Genomic DNA, 17,323 nt, shown 5'->3' with positions numbered 1-17,323 from the left:
ACACCATCACGACACGGATCAATGACACAAGAGAAACCCACTATTCGTCTGGCTAAATACCTTGCCATGACAGGGCTCTGCTCCCGCAGGGCTGCGACTCGTTATATCAGAGACGGTCATATCACCATAGATGGACGCCTCGCCAACCATATAGATACCATCAGCTTAATCGACAGCGGCTCAGGTTTTATCAGCCAAGAAATACTCAAATTCGATGATGTGTTTATTCAGGGAATCGAGTCTAAACAGTACTGGATGCTCAATAAGTCTGTCGGTACAGATTGTCGTCTCTTGCCCGATGACCCCTGCTCTGTGTTACATCTACTGCCAGCTAACCCCAGGCTCTATCCTGTTGGACGTTTAGACAAGGACTCTCGTGGTCAGCTGCTATTAACCAACAATGGTGAATTAACCCAGAAGTTGATGCACCCGGATTTCGGCCATAGCAAAACTTATCAGGTGCAAGTTGATCGCAATTTCGATGACAGTTTCTTAATCAACATGGCCCAAGGCGTTAGCTACCGGGACGTCACTACCCTCCCCTGTAAGATGACCCGTCTTGATGATGACAAGTTTGAGATCATACTCACCCAAGGGCTTAACCGACAAATCCGCCGCATGAGCCAAGCATTAGGCTATAAGGTGATAGATCTTAAACGGATACAGATACAGACACTTAAGCTAGGTGAGCTTAAGGAGGGAGAGATGAGGCAGCTGACGGCTTCTGAGCTAATCAAGCTTAAATCAGCCTTGGAATGAAGGCTGGTTTCATTTTTTGTTTAGCTTCTGGCTGAGTTTTATTGAGTGTAGTTTGAAGGTCGCCCCTTCATTGTAACCTAACGCCTCTCCGGCGAGTATTGTGCACTCTTTATTTTGAAAAGGTTCTGCGAGTCGCTGGTTCTTGATTTCATAAAGAGTCAGTCTGACCTCCAGGGTCTTAAGCGTTCCAGACGCTTTTAAGACATTTCCCATATCCCTATGGATCAGCGGAGGAAATGCCAAATTTTGTATGGAACAAAATTGGCCATGTGAGCTCTGCCAAATCATCCTTGTTTTGGAAGCTAGCAACCGCATCTACACTTAGTTCTTCAAAAGAAGGTTCTTTATTTAACCTTGCCTGTAAACAATTTTAATCATGAGAACTACCTAATTCGCTACGGCCCCTTTGTTCCTGAAGTGACTTGGACATCCCACATTATTGTATCTTCGATAGCCCCGTCACTCGTCCCTAGTGTTGTGCGGAAGTAACAGTATTTGCATTATGAAATATTGCAATGTGTACTTTGCTATATGCATTGCAAATTACACTCTTTATCGTTTGTTGAGAACACTTCTAAACCGAATTTACCATCATTCCACATTGAAACCAGCTACTTTTCTCTTTAGCCAACAGTGACTTCCTGTTCTTATTGGTTTTAGCTTAACATCTTGTTCATTAATGTTTTCCAGTTGGCTTAAACATTGCTATTTAGAATTGAAGATTGGTTTTCGTGAAGCTATAAACGCTGTGCTTACCGAGTACTAACTCAAATTTGCTAAAAGGATATCGAGCAATGGGTAATCTAAGTCGATTAATAATATGCTGTTATGCAGTGTTGTTTATGATGCTCTTTATGGGGTGTTCTAACTCAGATGTAGAGGAAGAGACTGAACCAGATGTAGAGGTACATACTGAACCAGAGCCTGTGTTATTACCATCTTTTGACGATGTTGTAATTAAAGATGGCTTTACGTTTGATATGCAAAGAGCTGTAAAAATTGATATTTCTTTTAGTCAGATGCAAGGATTTACGGTTATTTCAGTTTATTCAGCAACGGATCCTGATACTAATACGCCGATCAATCTGCTAGAAAAAGCTGAAATTCACAATGCGATGAAATATACCAGTTTGCTGCCTGTCCCCAGTTATGCAGAATCAATGGTAGTCGTTATTAATGGCGATAGTTATGCAGAGCTTGAGCTACCAATAGATAAAACTAATCATATTCACTACCTAGTTGAGTAAACGATTATGCTTAATATAAAAAAATATTCAGACGTACTTTTATTTATCTTATTGCTAATGATCAGCTTTTGGCATCTTTCTCTTAATGCTGAACCTACGCTGCAGGGCCAGCTTGCTAATGGTGCAACTAAATCATTTGCTAATTTTGGCACTTCAGTGGCTGTTACTGAGTCTTTTATCGTTGTTGGAACGCCAGGAAAACAAAACGATCAGGGGGAAGCGTGTATTTTTTTACGAAATCAATCCACTTGGACTATGACGAGTTGCCTAAACCCTATCTCAGGTACTCAGAAAGCAATTAAACAGTTTGGTAGTGCAGTGGCGATTTCAGATCAGAGTGTCATTGTTAGTGCTGAGCTTCAAGGCGGACAAACTGGTGCTGTTTATATTTTTAATTATGAAAATGGTAACTGGAATCAGCAAGGAGAAATGACGAAACCGGGGACAACGAGCAATGATTTTTTCGGTCAGTCAGTCAGTATATCGGGCGATCTTGCGGTAATTGCTTCGCCAGGAGGCTCGAATGATGATGGTGTTGTTTATGTTTATAAACGTACTGGATCTAATTGGATCTTAAATACCACTATCACTCCAGACTCAGAGTTCAAGAGTAAAAAATTTGGAGCTGCTGTTAGTATATCTGAAGACTATTTAATCATTGGCGATGGTGAGTCAGGTAAGACTAAAGAAGGTTCTGCTTATATTTATAAATATGATGATTATGATGATACTTGGACTAAGCAAGCAACACTAAAAGGAGGCTTAGTGACTCGTGCTGCCAATTACGCATTATCAGTGGCTATTTCTAAAGATTATGCGGTTGTTGGTGCTGGGATGGAAAATAATCCCCATGGAAATAATGAGATTAAAAAGGGGGCTGTTTACGTATATAAACGCAAAGATGATGTATGGACTAATCAAGCCAAGCTAACCGCTAGTACGGGAGTTTCTGGCGATCAATTTGGTAATTCAGTCGCGATTGTTGGCGAGCATATAGTGATTGGCGCTGAAAATAGGAATTCATCATCAGGAAGCGTTGTTCTGTTCCATCTTGTTGGTGATGTTTGGCTGGAGCAATTTTCATTTACAGCGGCAGACGGTGCCTCACAGGATAATTTTGGCCATGCTGTGGGTGTTTCTGAAAGCTATGTTAGTGTTGGGGCGCATAATAAAAAGATCAAAAAAAGTTTACCTGGTGATGTTTATGTATATGCATTGAATGTACAAACACAGCAAACACAAGCTGAAATAGATTTAGAAAATACCTTAGCAACATTGAATAATCCCACTGAGGAAGCGGTTGTAAATCCAGATGATCTTGATGGAGATGGATTATCTAATAGTGATGAAACTGATATTTTAAATACATCACCGACAGATCCAGATACTGATAATGATGGATTAAATGATTTTGAAGAGGTGACTATTTACGGTTCAGATCCGCTTTTAAGTGACACAGACCAAGATACGCTGACCGATTTAGAGGAAGTAATATTTTATAATTCGGACCCAACTTTATTGGATACGGATGGGGATGGGTTCTCAGATGAATATGAAGTAAACATACTTAACACTGACCCAGGATTAATTGATACCGATGGTGATGGATTATCTGATGAAGTTGAAGTGAATGAGTTAGCAACAGACCCGATACTGGCCGATACCGATGGTGATGGCTTGACCGATAATGAAGAACTTAATCTTCATCTTACAGACCCACTCGATGCTGATAGTGATAAGGATAATTTTAGTGATGGTCTTGAGGTTAATCTTTATGATACTTCTCCGTTAGAAGTGGCCGATGTACCAGTGCCGTTAGTCAGTAGCACTGCTTACTCACCCGCGGAGAATCAGATGGGGACAATGGCTTTTGAAGATTTTTGGCCCAGTAAAGGTGATTATGATTTTAATGATGTTGTGATTAATTATAATACGATAGAGACGAAAGTTGATGGACAGATAAGTAAAATCATCCTTAAACTTCAACCGGTTGCGAGAGGGGCGTCATATAAAAACGCACTTCAGGTCAGTATTAACACCCCCATTACGAATATCGAATCCGCAACCATGGGGCCGGTTTCTAATGCTGTACCATTAACGCCGATTGCAGATGGTAATCAGACTATGTTTGTAATTATCGATGACATTGAAGATGCTTTACCGACCCCAAATGGGTTTAAATTTGCTAATACAGAACCGAATAGTCCTAAAGTTACAGGTGCAATGTTTACTGTAACCATCAACTTAAAAAATCCAGTGGATGAGAACATTTTTGGTTCAGCACCTTATAATACGTATATTTCACGAAAACTGGGTAATGGTGAAGTTATTGAAGTACATTTCCCTGGTTATCGACCAACCAAGTATGCATCGAAAAGACAATTTGGTTCAAATCATGATGATACGGATAAAAGCACAGATAAATTTTACCAGACAGAAGATAATTTACCTTGGGCGATGATCATTCCGCAAATATGGGAACATCCAAAAGAGAAAGTGGATTTATCGCATGATTATCCTGAAATTTTAGACTGGGCTTCAAGTCGTGGTAAGAGTAAAAAAGACTGGTACAAACATAAAAAGAATAAAGGAAAATAACTTCGCTGCCGGAGTGAATAACACCTAAGTAGGAATCAGGGTATCAAATATATATTTGATACCCTGAATAACATGGCTATATGTGGCTGAGTTAACCGCTTGTAGCGCCACTTTTAACCCATAAGGCACGCAATCTGCTCGGTGCCAATAGTGGACTGTTTGGAATAAAGGGGTCGTAGTCTGAGGGATCCCCACGAATTTAATAGCATGCTTGGGGAGCCATCACTAAGCTTTGCAAAGTTCTAATTCCTGCTAAACCTAGCAAATACAGCATGAACTGAGATAGGCTGGCGATGAGTAGCAATACGCCAAGTCTGTTCGCAATTCTAGTGCCGCTATCATTCATCTTGAGGCCAGTTTTCACATCCCTAAAGCTTTCCTCAATTTGCATTCTTGTCGCATAAATTTTAACGGCTCTCTTAGCTGTGTCGGTAGACTCACATAATGATGTCGCCAGTAACCAAGGCTCTTTTTCTCGCGCAGCGCTGGCACGAGACCTTTTTGTCTTTTCTAGTATCATCGCCCATGGCATTTTTGTCTTTTCGCCCTTTGGCGATACGTTTAAAAATGACTAAGCGAGTTTTAAAGCTTACCTTTTCACCCATGTGAAAAGTACCCAGGGTCTTGGCGCGTGAACTCGCTAAACCATATAGATTTTTGATCGGATGCCAGTCATTTTCTGCAGCTTCTTGCAGTGAGTGCGGTTTCTGACACGGCCAACATAATCCCACTCAAGGGACAAAACTTGCTTAAACCAAGGAATACGAAAACCGGCATCGGTTACGATGATGGGCTTGCAGTCATTAGGTAACATGGCTTTGAGCTTCGTCATAAATTCTAGGTGAACCTTAGGCTTTTCCTTCAGGTTTAAAGGGAAGATCTCTTCATATAAATAAAGGGGTCGTAGCTAATTAGGGGTAATTACTAAATTTAGGTATTTTTCTTATCCTCACCTTTCTCAATAAGAACCTAACACCTTGATACACAAGGCCCCCCTATCTAACAAAGCTTAAATCGAAGAGATAAACACTCAGGTGTGAATGCGGCTGTGACCTTCGGTTTCAAGGATGAAACCGCAGAGCGCCCATGGATGGGTCCACAGCGTGTCACAGAAGTGTTCACACTTAAGCCCACGGCAGGTGATAGATATCAACGAAGTTAGGCTTACCTAAAACTAACCAAACATCAGCTAAGCCCAATGAACCAATCAAAAAGATATTTGAAATTTGTTATCTGACAAATAAAAAAGCGGCCATCTAAGTGACCGCTTAACTTCAACATTTAGCCCTCGACACGAAGTGAGCACCTAGGTTCAAACTCCTAGGACTTTCTCCTAGAAACTAGCAACCTCGTAGCTAAATGCTAATAAACAATGTCCATCTCTTCTAACAAGTTATCTGCATTATCCAGATACTTCATCACCCAGAGCATGTAACGGCTATCAACCTGAATAGAACGGTTAGACTCAGGGTCGTAACCCCAATCACCGATAATACTCTCGTAAACACCATCGAATAACAGACCTACTAGCTCGGCACGACCATTTAAAGTCGGTGAACCTGAGTTACCGCCAGTGGTATCTAACGTCGACAGGAAGTTAACCGGCACAGAGTCGATAGATTTCATGTAGAAATCACCGTACTGCTTCTGCTTGATGAGCTCCAGCTGCTTAGACGGTGCATCGAATGGATCCGCGCCAGTGTCTTTAGCCAAAATACCTTCTAAACGCGTAAACGGCACAGCCTTCAAACCATCTTGAGGTGAGTAACCTTTCACATGACCCACAGTCACACGCAGACTTGAGTTTGCATCGGCATAAACCGGCTTACCCTGCTGCGTGTTGTAAGCGATAATCGCGTCCATATACTGAGGGCGCACCTTCATCAGCTTACCCGCCAGCTCCTTGTCCTTCTTCTCAGTTTTCATGTCTGTATCATACATGGCCACGGCAAACTGAATGAAAGGATCGTTCGAGGCGTTAAAGTCGGCAACCGACTTGTCTAACCAAGCCAGGCGCGTATCCATATCGCCTAGTGTCGTCTTGGCATACATCTTATCCAGAGTTTTAGACAGCTTCTTCTCATCTAGCTTTTTGCCGATGCCAAATACCTTGTCCAGAGCTGCAATACGCTCACTACTCGGTAATACGGCGTAGCGCTTAAGCATGTCAAACAGCATTGCCTTATCGACACTGGCAGCATAACGACGGTCGATACGCTCCATGCTCGACTTGAAACGGATCATGTCACGTTCCTGGTAACCAGGCTCACGTGCCATATCATCCAGCTGTTTCTCATTAGCCAAACGGTACAACTTACGCGCCGTTGGCACCATAGTGGTGTAGCGAATATAACCTAAGATAATATCTCGAGCCTGATGATCTTGACCTTCGGCGATCAGCTTATCTAGCTCAGCCAGCGTCTTACCGTATTTTACCTTACGCTTGCTATCTTTATTGATCCAGCTAGCCAACTCAGACTCACGACCTTTACGATCATCAAGCATGGTCGACTTACCGTAAAATTCGATCATAGAGGTGAAGTTCTTGGCATAGTTTGCCAAACCAGCGATCAGGCTTTCATACTTGATACGCTCATCGCTGCCTTCAGGTGCTGTCTCCTTGATGATCTCGATGAAACGCTCTCGCAGCACCTTACCTTCCGGGTATGCCCACTCGAACTGGTTCTCAACTTCATTGGCTGTGCGGTAACGGTTAGTGCGGCCAGGGTAACCTGCCACCATAACGAAATCGCCGTCACTCACACCTTTAGCCGAAACCTTCAGGAAACTTTTTGGTTCGTACGGTACGTTGTCTTTGTCGAAATCTGCAGGCTTGCCATCTTTAGACACATAACCACGGTAGAAGGAGAAATCACCGGTGTGACGTGGCCACATCCAGTTATCTATATCGCCGCCATACTTGCCTACACTAGCTGCAGGGTTATACACCAGACGTACATCGCGGATCTCTAGTTGCTTAACCAGATAATATTCCAAACCACCATGGAAACTGTATACCTGACAGCGATAGCCATCTTCGGCCTCACACTCGGCCACTAATGACTTTTCTCTCTGCTCAATGCCCTGATAGAAGGCGTGACCAAGCTTGCTCTCTAAACCTTTCTTGACCTTGCCAGTCACATCCGTCACTGCTTCAGTCACATAGATACGTGAACCCGGTGTAGCCTGTAGCTCCTCGCCATAAGACTTAGCCAGGAAGCCATCTTTAAGCAGGTTTTTTTCCGGCGTCGAGTTATATTGAATCGAGCCATAGGCGCAATGATGGTTAGTGACCACCAGCCCCTTTGGTGAGACGAATGATGCCGTACAACCACCTAGGCTAATGACGGCATTCATTGGAAATTCGGTTAATTTAGAGATAGATTCCACATCAATCTCTAATCCCTTAGCCTTTAATTCATCGGCCATTGCGGGCAGTTGGTATGGTTGCCACATACCTTCGTCGGCCTGTGCGCCAAAAGTGGCAGCTACAGCGACAGTGAGAAGCCATTTCTTCATTTTGTTAAATCCATTTTTTAATTATTAGTGTGGTAATTCTTGTTCTGCTTTGCTTGTACTTGTTTATGTAGCAATAGCATTTAGCCATCTTGCTAAAACTCAGGCAATAAAAAGCCGAGCCAAATATTACTATTCGCGCTCGACCTTATCATATGCCACTGCCATTAAGACAGTCTTTGAATCAATCCCTTACAAAGCATGTGTAAAGGCAATCTGTTGACGTTTACTCTATAACGCAACCAGTAACTGAGCCGTAATAATTACAGCGCCTAATACACCTGCAACACCGAGTGCAGCTGTACCACCAGAGACCTGATAACCTCCCAGATTCTGTTTACGCTGCTTCAGTGCCATGGCAATCGGTAAGAAGATGATCATGATCACCAAGGGAATGGCCGCAAAACCTAATACTTTGAAGAAACCATCGGGATAATAAAGCGCACATAGCAGAGGCGGAATAAAGGTGATCAGCCAGGTCTTAGCTCGACCCCAAAAATCATCTTTAGCTCGTGTCAGTTCGGCCACATAGTCAAACAGACTCATGGTCACACCCAGGAAGGAAGTGATAAGCGCCAAGTTAGCGAAGAGATCGATACATTGCTTCAAGATCTCTGAATTTGCCAGACCTTGTAAGGCCGTGACCAGCAGAGGCAATGAACCTTCGAAGCCATAAACCCTGTCGCCACCTAAAGTGCCTAAGGTCACCATCAACCAGAGAATATAGCTGACAAGCGGTATGGTTGAACCAATAATTAAAATTTTACGTAGTGATACGGCATCGCCATCTAAGTAGCGCACTATGGTCGCGATACACACATGGAAACCAAACGAGGTGAATACGATAGGAATAGCTGCCAACCATAAGTTGTTCAGTTCGCTACCAGAAACAATCTCACTACCTGTGCTGGTTAGCAGAGCAGACATATCCACTTCAGGAAGTAAGAAGGCCACCACGATCACTAAGAGTACGACCATGGATGTAAAGAGGACGCGGGAAACCTTATCGATCCATTTGACCCCAACTGCTATCAAACCGCCGAAGAAGACAGTGAATAACAACACAGCGACCTGGTTATTCATGGTGATACCCAGAGGCTCGAAGCGAGTCTCGAGCAGAGAAGAGCCGCCCATCAGATATACCATAGTCAACGCAAACAGTAGGCTCATAAATGATGCCCCCTGAATTAACTGACCCACTTTCCCTAAAATTTTGCCAGTAATAGCATGGACGTTATCGCCCACTCCAGTGCGTAAGTTGATCTCTAACATCAGCAGAGATGTATAGATGGAGATCCCCCAGATCACAACGAGCAAGAGAAACGCGGGTAATGTACCCAAGGAAGCAGTAGCTAAAGGTAGGGCTAACATACCACCACCGATTGCAGTTCCCGCAACGATAGCGATGGAGCCGAGCATTTTTAAATTCACAAAATTGTCCTGTTTGATATATTTTTATTCTACATTTTTGGTAGGTCAGATTTAGAACGACTTTGAAGGAGAGATCTTCCTCTAAAATGACTGCTAGGGACATTAACAGCTACAAACCTAGTGAGCAAGCCATCTATGGCAGCTGTAAACAAGTTTGAACACTGGCTCAATAAGTTTCCAACAAGAGGGAAACACTTACGTTACCTGAGGTTTTTCCACTCAATAAAATCACCAATTCGAGAACTCAGAGATTGCGACTCGACCCTCAAAATGTATAATGTTCGCCTCTACTTCAGGGGAGTAGCGAGCAATCTTTGTTGTCTGAATCGATTTACTTCGAGGCAAAGATTGAGTGAGTGTCAACATACTTGGCCACAACGCCATGGTGCTCACAACAATATGACGTGATGACTCATATTGTTTTGCAAGACCTGAGTGCAGTGACCGCCCATAAAAAAGGGGGGCCGGTTTTCTGTACTCGGATTTTTGCCCCCCTATAAGGAAGTCTCTTGGAAGCACTACTCGCATCAACCTTTACGGTTGCTATCGCCGAAATCGGTGACAAAACTCAGCTGCTCGCCCTCATACTCGCCGCCAGATTTAGCCACATAAAAGGCAGTAAAACGGCAATTATTCTCGGTATTTTTCTGTCAACTCTGATCAACCACTTTGGCGCCGCCTGGCTAGGTAATTGGGCCGTTGGCTTGATTAGCCCGGAACTAGCCCGCTACTTAGTCGCCGCTTCATTTTTTGCGATCGCTCTGTGGGTATTGATCCCGGACAAGGTCGATTGTGAAGAGAGCCGCTTCTACAAAATGGGGCCTTTCATTGCCACTTTCATTCTGTTTTTCATCGCCGAGATGGGCGACAAAACTCAAATTGCCACTGTGGTATTAGCGGCGAAGTATGATGCCCTAGCTATGGTAGTCATGGGCACAACCTTAGGCATGCTTATCGCTAACGTTCCTGTGGTCATAGCCGGCAACTTCAGCGCAGAAAAATTACCCCTTACCCTGATCCATCGAGGATGCGCCGTATTGTTTGCACTACTCGGTGTAGCAACACTCATGTTTTAATCATCTAAATTAGAAGAATAAAAAAGGCCCTGGTTCCTAGGAACCAGGGCCTTTTTTATAACCTTCTTTTATTACAATCCCAATGCCTGCTTGATACGCTTACCGTAATCCGCATCCGCCTTGGTGAAATGCTCGACCATGGTCTGCTGCACATCCATAGTCGTCTGACTCAAGCTGCCACAGATAGTGGTGATCAATCTAGCCTTCTCATCTTCAGGGAAAATACGGTACAGGTTGCCCGCCTGAGCAAAGTCATCCTGATTATAACGGCTGTATCTATCGGCTTCACCATCGAGACCCAGTGCTGGCTCGGCAAAAGTACTCGGCTCTACTAACGCAGACTCTGTGCTGTTCGGCCCGTAGTTTGGACTCGCATCGCCACCGGTTTGGCTGCCGTTATAGGGACATTGAGTTCCCGCCATGGCACCGGCGCGTTGGTGGTGATTAGCCTTAGTAGCGTGCGGACAATTCACTGGCAGCTGATTATAGTTAGTGCCAATTCTGTATCTCTGTGCATCTGCATAGGCAAACAAGCGAGCCTGCAACATCTTATCCGGTGAAGCACCAACACCCGGTACTAAGTTACTCGGTGCCAATGCGACCTGCTCTACTTCGGCGAAGTAGTTCTCAGGCATGCGATTAAGTTCAAGTTCACCAATCTCAATCAGTGGATAATCGGCGTGTGGCCATACCTTAGTCAGATCGAATGGATTGATATGATATGTATTGGCATCGGCTTCCGGCATAATTTGCACCTTAACCGCCCAACGAGGGAAGTTACCGTCGGCAATGGCCGCGACCATGTCACGTTGAGACGAATCAGGATCGATCCCTTTAAGGATGTCGGCCTGCTCAGGGGTCAGGTTAACTATGCCTTGCTTAGTCTTGAAATGAAACTTAACCCAGAAACGCTCGCCTTTATCATTCCACAGCGAATAGGTGTGTGAACCATAGCCATTCATCTGGCGATAGTTAGCCGGAATGCCGCGATCCGACATCAAGATTGTCACCTGATGCAGGGCTTCAGGATTCAATGCCCAGAAATCCCACATGGCTTGTGGATCTTTCAAATTAGTCTGCGGATTACGCTTCTGGGTATGAATAAAGTCCGGAAACTTGATGCCATCACGCAGAAAGAAGGTCGGGGTGTTATTACCTACTATGTCGTGATTACCACGGGCCGTATAGAAACGTAGACCGAAACCGCGGGGATCACGCTCCGCATCGGCCGAGCCCATCTCACCGCCTACGGTAGAGAAACGAATGAAAGTTTCAGTTTGTTTACCTACGCCATTGAAGTGGTCGGCAATAGTGTAATTGCTCATGTCTTTGGTCAGGGTAAAAATACCGTAAACACCCGTGCCTTTGGCATGCACTACACGCTCAGGAATACGCTCACGATTGAAATGAGCAAGTTTTTCTAACAGATGAAAGTCTTGTAATAGTACAGGGCCGCGCTCACCTGCCGTCATTGAATTTTGATCGTCCGCAACAGGCGCACCATTTTGGCTGGTTAAGTAGTTAGCTTGATTAGTCATATTGTTCTCCAATGCTTTTTATTTGTTAATTTTCTAATTCAGTCGTACTGGTCGATTAGTTCAACCAGTCTTCGATAACATCAAATATTGTAGCCATAGTTATTGATCCGTTTCGCTTTCGTTAAGCCGCTTAGCTCTAGAAGCCTTCACATAAGCCCTGTCGATGAATAAATACTAGTTCAAAAAAGAGATGAATAAAAACGATTAAACTAGATTAACCTAATTCATTTTAAAGATTAAAGGCGTGAGAGGTAACTCACAGATACCTACAAAGAAATACATTATTGCTATTGGAGGTTACGCCTTTCATTGGCGTGAATACTGATTTGAATCAACACAACACCCATACAGAGTTAAGCTCTACTGAGAAGCTAGTCTCGTGGAGAGATATGTTGTTCAAGATGATAAGACTAGAGGTTAAACGCAGGGGAATGAACACTATTACTATCAAAACAGTCGATTGAAAGCAAATAGTTAAAACCGAAAATGACAGATGTTCATTAAAGATAATGAACATCTGCAATACAAAAAGAGCCAGCTAACCTCTACAGTTAGCTGGCTCCTCTTATTCACCGCAAGACTTCTAATTAGCTCAAAACTGTCTATCTGACTCAGAACTACAGTTAACTCAGGGCTATCGATTCAACTCAAGGTTATCTACTAAGCTCTGGCTTATGCTAGCTCAAGGCTGTTGGTTAATCGCCTTTTCGGCTTTATAAATTTTGACTATGTAATAAGCATCGATCAGCACAATAAAGAAGTTTACCAAAGCCACAGGTAAGGCATCAATGGCCAAACCATAAGCGACAAAAAGGCCTGCACCGATCAAGTTCCACCAGCGTAACTTTTTAATATTCGACATCATCAGCGAGATGGCCACAACCACAGAGGCTAAATAGCCGACCCACTCCCAAACTGTTGCACTATCCATTTTACATATTCCCCACAGCTCACAATCGACTCAAACCTAGATAACAAGTTTAGTGCATTAAAGCCTGTAGCTCGCCATTAATAAAGGCGCATATTATGTAACAGATACCTACACATCTATAGTCTATTTACGTTAATAGATCGTCAATAATACTTGGCTTCCAACCTGTATCACTAACGCTTAACCACGGCTGCTGTCATGCGCGAGATACAGCAAAGATCACCGCCGCTGTTATGGATAAGTATCTCCCAAACAGAGCTTCGTTTACCTAAATGCACAGGCTTTGCCGTCGCGGTTAGGACACCATTTCTGGAAGCTTTAAGATGATTGGCATTGATCTCTTGGCCGACACAGTAGTAATTCTCAAAATCTACGGCGAAGTTTGCCGCATAGCTGGCAACCGTCTCAGCCAGTGCCACATTGGCTCCACCGTGGACGATACCTAAGGGATTATGTACTTCAGGAGAGGCTGGCATAGTCGCCACCATATAATCATCACCAATTTCGGTGATCTTAATGCCCATAGTTTGCATCAAGGTGCCCTTGCCATGCATACCCGAATCCATTTTAGCGCAATCTTCCAAGCTCACAGGTCTAAACCAAATACTCATCACTAGATCCATTCTTATAATAATTAAGCCACAGTCTACTGGCTAGCGCTGTAAGTTTAAACAGGTAAGAGGAGTTAAAAGCTATGGCTGGCCTAGTAGTAATACCATTCCATATAAGTATCTGGTCAGTTCAGAGACTCTCAGTTTTTTCAATTCAAGGCGCATTGATGAGAAAATGGTATCAAACCATTTCCAACAAACTGATGAAAACTTCCATACATTTTTTATCGATGAAATCATCAGATGTCGCCAGTTTATACAAATTTAAGTTTGTTATATAAGATCGGCATCATTTAATGAAAGTTAGATACTGTTTTTATAGGTTAGATAGTGTAAAAGCCAGCAACCGAGTGCGATGATAATAAAAAAGTGAGTCCCCCATATAGAACCGACAAAAACTGAGAAGGTGTTGGTGTAGCACCCAATAGAACAAGAAAAACTAGAATATGACCAAGTGAAAAGCAAAAAGAAGAACCTATAAACGGCTAAGATAAGATCGATTCATTACCGTAGAGAATAAAAATAACATATAAAAATAGCCAATTAATCTCGAATCCAGACCCAATTGATTTTTTCTGGCTTTCCTCATCTTGTTAAAGTAAAAATGGCATGAAAAAACCGCCTTTAATGAATTAAAGGCGGTTTAGCATTAACAATGAGTCATCTCAATAATTAGTGCTTACGACGGCGTAAACCCAGTAGTGATAATAGTCCCAGACCAAGGTAACCTAACGAACCACCATCATCTTTAGGAGTTGGTTCCGGCTTTGGCTGAGGCGCTGGATAGCTTAACGCAATGATCACAGGGTCATGATCCGAAGAGCTAAAGGCATTCTCTGACTTCTCTAAGTCACCCGAATATTTGCTAGGGTACTCGAAAAGGTTAGATTCGACCGAGTTGATGTTCCAGTCTTGAATAGCCACTAGCTTTTCAGCGACAGCTGTATTAGCCAATGCATGATCTAAGTTACCCAGCTCACCACTGTAGCTATAACCAAAGGTTGCAGGTCCATGTGCTTGGGTGTTTAGATTAATCAGACCAAAACCTTTCTCAATCTTACTGCCTTCACGCTCATAAACTTCACCATTGAGGGTCGTCCATGAAGCTGTAACAATTTCACGTTTCGCGGTGGCAGCATCATAATCTGTCAGTACAGCGATGGGATCTTCCATGCCATATGAGTTCATATCACCGATAACTAACAAGCCACCTTCAACGTCTTTGAGTGACTCGCCCAGTACTTTAGCTGCCGATACACGAAACTCATTACACTTGCCTTGCAAGTCTGCTGGATCTTTACTTTCAGAGAACTCGAGCCAATCTTCCAAACAACCTGAGCCCTTTGACTTGAGGTGGTTAACCACAACGGTCAACTTCTCATCATGGATCTGGAATGTCTGCGCCAAGCTATGGCGCTGATACTTGTTATAATCAGGGCTGATTTCAACATCGTCACCTTCTCCGCGAGTCACCACCCCTTCTGCGGCGTGCTGCTCAGGAGTTGCGATAACAAACGCATCTCCAGTTGGCTTTACTGTACTAAGACGATATAGCAGACCAACAGTAATCGCATCACCACCGATAAATTCACCTTTGTACTTATCTGCATCGCTGACTTCGATAAAATCATAGGCGTCTGCGGCAGGTAGCTCGGCATTAATGGCATTCAACAGATACTGAATCGAGCTATGCTCGCTGAAACCATTGTTTTCGATCTCCATCAGACCAATCACATCGGCATTCATCTCTTTAATCGCAGTAACAATCTTAGTACGCTGCAACAAGTAATCATCCAGAGAATGTGCACCTCGACCACAACCACGGCTCGCATCTGCATCGGCCTGATCTTTACAAGTTGGGTTTAGTGGACCACCAACTTCGCTATCGCTGGTAAACAGGTTTAACACGTTAAAGCTAGCGACGCGGATATCACCTTGACCCGCCGCTTCGGGAGATTCAATACGGTCATTGACGCGAATGAAGTCACCTGCTGTGATTTCGTTAGTTACCACCAGACGCGGAGCACCATAGCTGTAGCTCACGACACCAGTCATATTGGTAAGCTGATCACCAATACGGATATAACCCGTCTCGGCGTTGAACGTGGGGAAGTAAGGCACCTCACCATTCTTAGCCTTGTAATCAGACTCTACGTAGAGTTCATTACCACGATTAGATTCTTGTAGAGCAGTTGCCTCATCTGAGAGAGGGGCGAAAACTTGAGTCGGCTTCATCAATGGAGCTTTATGAGATAGCACCATGTTATTTCTTCTGCCGGCATAGTCATAACTGAAGCTACGAGTGATCTTCATGTCACTACCCGCGTCTAACACGATATTCATACCTTCATAACGATTAAGTGCATCGCCTAAAGACTCACCATCGGCCACGTAGAATGCTGTCGGAGCCAGAATCTCGCCCATCTCGCCAACAGCCATCTTTTTATCGGCTTTGATATCGACCTGAGTCAGGCCATAAAAATCTTTTACTTTACCTTGAACACAAACCTCGACTCCGGGTTGGATCTCTTCACCTGGCGCTTCACCCAGATAAACAAATACGCCATCGGAGGTGTACGGAGAGTTATCACCATCAATATCTTGCAGATAGAAACCTTTGAACAAGCTCTCACCACGGGCAGTAACCACACCTGTAATAGTGACCTCATCGGTAGACTCAAATTTGCCCTCATCAATCAGTGGGCTGACTCGGCCAACACCTTGCACGTCATAAATAGGCGTCAGCTTCTCACCGACACAACTAAAGGTTGGTACTTCAGGCTCAGGTGCTCCCCCACCAAAATCACCTGAGCGTGCACCTAAGCCACTGAATAGATTTTTAGATTTAACTGTCCATTCATTTTCAACATAGCTGGTATTGGCATTCGTAACAGTGACTTTACGCTCAACAGTGACATCTTTTGCCCAATCACCTGTGGTACCGACTTCACCAAAGAGATCGACTAACTCAGCGCCTTTCAAGATGCCGACTTTATCATCGCCATTGAAATAGATACTGGCTTCCTGTGAATCGATGGACCCATCTAATGCGATAGCATTATCTTTGTGGTTGTTAGTGATGACCTTGATGGCGTTAGGTGCCAGACTTCCACTCAGATCCAATATAGTCTTAGGTGTTGAGTCACCTTTCGAGTAGTAAACTAGCGAGTAAGCTGTAAGATCGACGGCTGTCGATCCTGAGTTGTAGATTTCTATAGCCTTGCTATAGCCTGAACCTTCTACATATTCGCTAATGATCACATCGGCGCTTGCCATCATAGGCAGAGCCGCGGCGATAGACAGTGCAAGCACTGACATTTTTTTAACATTATCCATTTATTCAACCCCATTTTTATAATATTGCCGCTAATTTCTATTAACGTGCAGGGGGATTCTTACAGACTTGGATGATAAAAAAAAGATGCCTAAATCACATTAACGGTTTATAAATACTTGTAAAACAAAGAAAAAACAAGATTAACTTATCACAAATAAGAACAGATGATTCTAGATTAGGTTTAAGCTTGTCAAAATCAAATACTTAATCAAGAACAGGCATTGAAATCAAGGCCGAACACCAATTTATCAAGCCGTGACAGATTTTTACAAAATCGGC

The 17,323-nt window shown here is 43.6% G+C and carries 10 protein-coding genes and 1 pseudogene; 4 read left to right on the top strand and 7 right to left on the bottom strand.

Going from position 1 to position 17,323, the window contains the following annotated elements; genetic code table 11:
• Positions 1-21: 21 nt before the first annotated feature.
• From FS373_RS09930 to FS373_RS09920, 3 genes are all read left to right on the top strand, one after another.
• Positions 22-759 carry a pseudouridine synthase gene (locus FS373_RS09930; RefSeq protein WP_144044964.1) on the top strand — a complete coding sequence of 246 codons (738 nt, stop codon included), beginning with the start codon at positions 22-24 and terminating at the stop codon, positions 757-759.
• Positions 760-1,553: 794 nt separating this feature from the next.
• Positions 1,554-2,006: a hypothetical protein gene (locus tag FS373_RS09925; protein ID WP_194165837.1), complete on the top strand. Its 453-nt coding sequence runs from the start codon at positions 1,554-1,556 to the stop codon at positions 2,004-2,006.
• A 6-nt stretch (positions 2,007-2,012) separates the two neighbouring features.
• Positions 2,013-4,604 (top strand): LruC domain-containing protein, encoded by a 2,592-nt coding sequence (locus FS373_RS09920; RefSeq protein ID WP_152829365.1) that lies wholly within the window; start codon positions 2,013-2,015, stop codon positions 4,602-4,604.
• Between the two features lie 199 nt (positions 4,605-4,803).
• Here FS373_RS09920 and FS373_RS09915 read toward each other — a convergent pair.
• The 3 genes and pseudogenes from FS373_RS09915 to FS373_RS09905 form a co-directional block, all read right to left on the bottom strand.
• A pseudogene (locus FS373_RS09915) lies at positions 4,804-5,508 on the bottom strand (IS4 family transposase); the annotation flags it as partial.
• A 458-nt stretch (positions 5,509-5,966) separates the two neighbouring features.
• Positions 5,967-8,123, bottom strand: a complete 2,157-nt coding sequence (locus tag FS373_RS09910; protein ID WP_152829364.1) for a S46 family peptidase — start codon at positions 8,121-8,123, stop codon at positions 5,967-5,969.
• A gap of 228 nt (positions 8,124-8,351) precedes the next feature.
• Positions 8,352-9,551, bottom strand: coding sequence for an amino acid permease (locus FS373_RS09905; RefSeq protein WP_144044960.1), 1,200 nt, complete (start codon positions 9,549-9,551; stop codon positions 8,352-8,354).
• 509 nt (positions 9,552-10,060) lie between these two features.
• Between FS373_RS09905 and FS373_RS09900 the strand changes: the two genes are divergently transcribed.
• Positions 10,061-10,627, top strand: coding sequence for a TMEM165/GDT1 family protein (locus tag FS373_RS09900; RefSeq protein WP_144044959.1), 567 nt, complete (start codon positions 10,061-10,063; stop codon positions 10,625-10,627).
• 71 nt (positions 10,628-10,698) lie between these two features.
• On the opposite strand, the gene katB is transcribed toward FS373_RS09900, so the two are convergent.
• The 4 genes from katB to exeM all read right to left on the bottom strand — a co-directional run bounded on the left by katB (position 10,699) and on the right by exeM (position 17,043).
• The gene (katB, locus tag FS373_RS09895) at positions 10,699-12,165 is read right to left on the bottom strand and encodes a catalase KatB (RefSeq protein ID WP_152829363.1); all 1,467 of its coding nucleotides are present in this window, start codon (positions 12,163-12,165) and stop codon (positions 10,699-10,701) included.
• Positions 12,166-12,847: 682 nt separating this feature from the next.
• On the bottom strand, positions 12,848-13,096 hold the full coding sequence (locus FS373_RS09890) for a YgjV family protein (protein WP_144044957.1): 249 nt from the start codon (positions 13,094-13,096) through the stop codon (positions 12,848-12,850).
• A gap of 173 nt (positions 13,097-13,269) precedes the next feature.
• Positions 13,270-13,707: a PaaI family thioesterase gene (locus FS373_RS09885; protein ID WP_144044956.1), complete on the bottom strand. Its 438-nt coding sequence runs from the start codon at positions 13,705-13,707 to the stop codon at positions 13,270-13,272.
• 672 nt (positions 13,708-14,379) lie between these two features.
• Positions 14,380-17,043 carry an extracellular exonuclease ExeM gene (gene exeM / locus FS373_RS09880; RefSeq protein ID WP_152829362.1) on the bottom strand — a complete coding sequence of 888 codons (2,664 nt, stop codon included), beginning with the start codon at positions 17,041-17,043 and terminating at the stop codon, positions 14,380-14,382.
• Between the last annotated feature and the right edge of the window lie 280 nt (positions 17,044-17,323).

Source organism: Shewanella sp. YLB-07, from assembly GCF_009377275.1.
The sequence above is the reverse complement of the archived record's forward strand: the minus strand, read 5'-3'. Positions and strand labels throughout refer to the sequence as shown.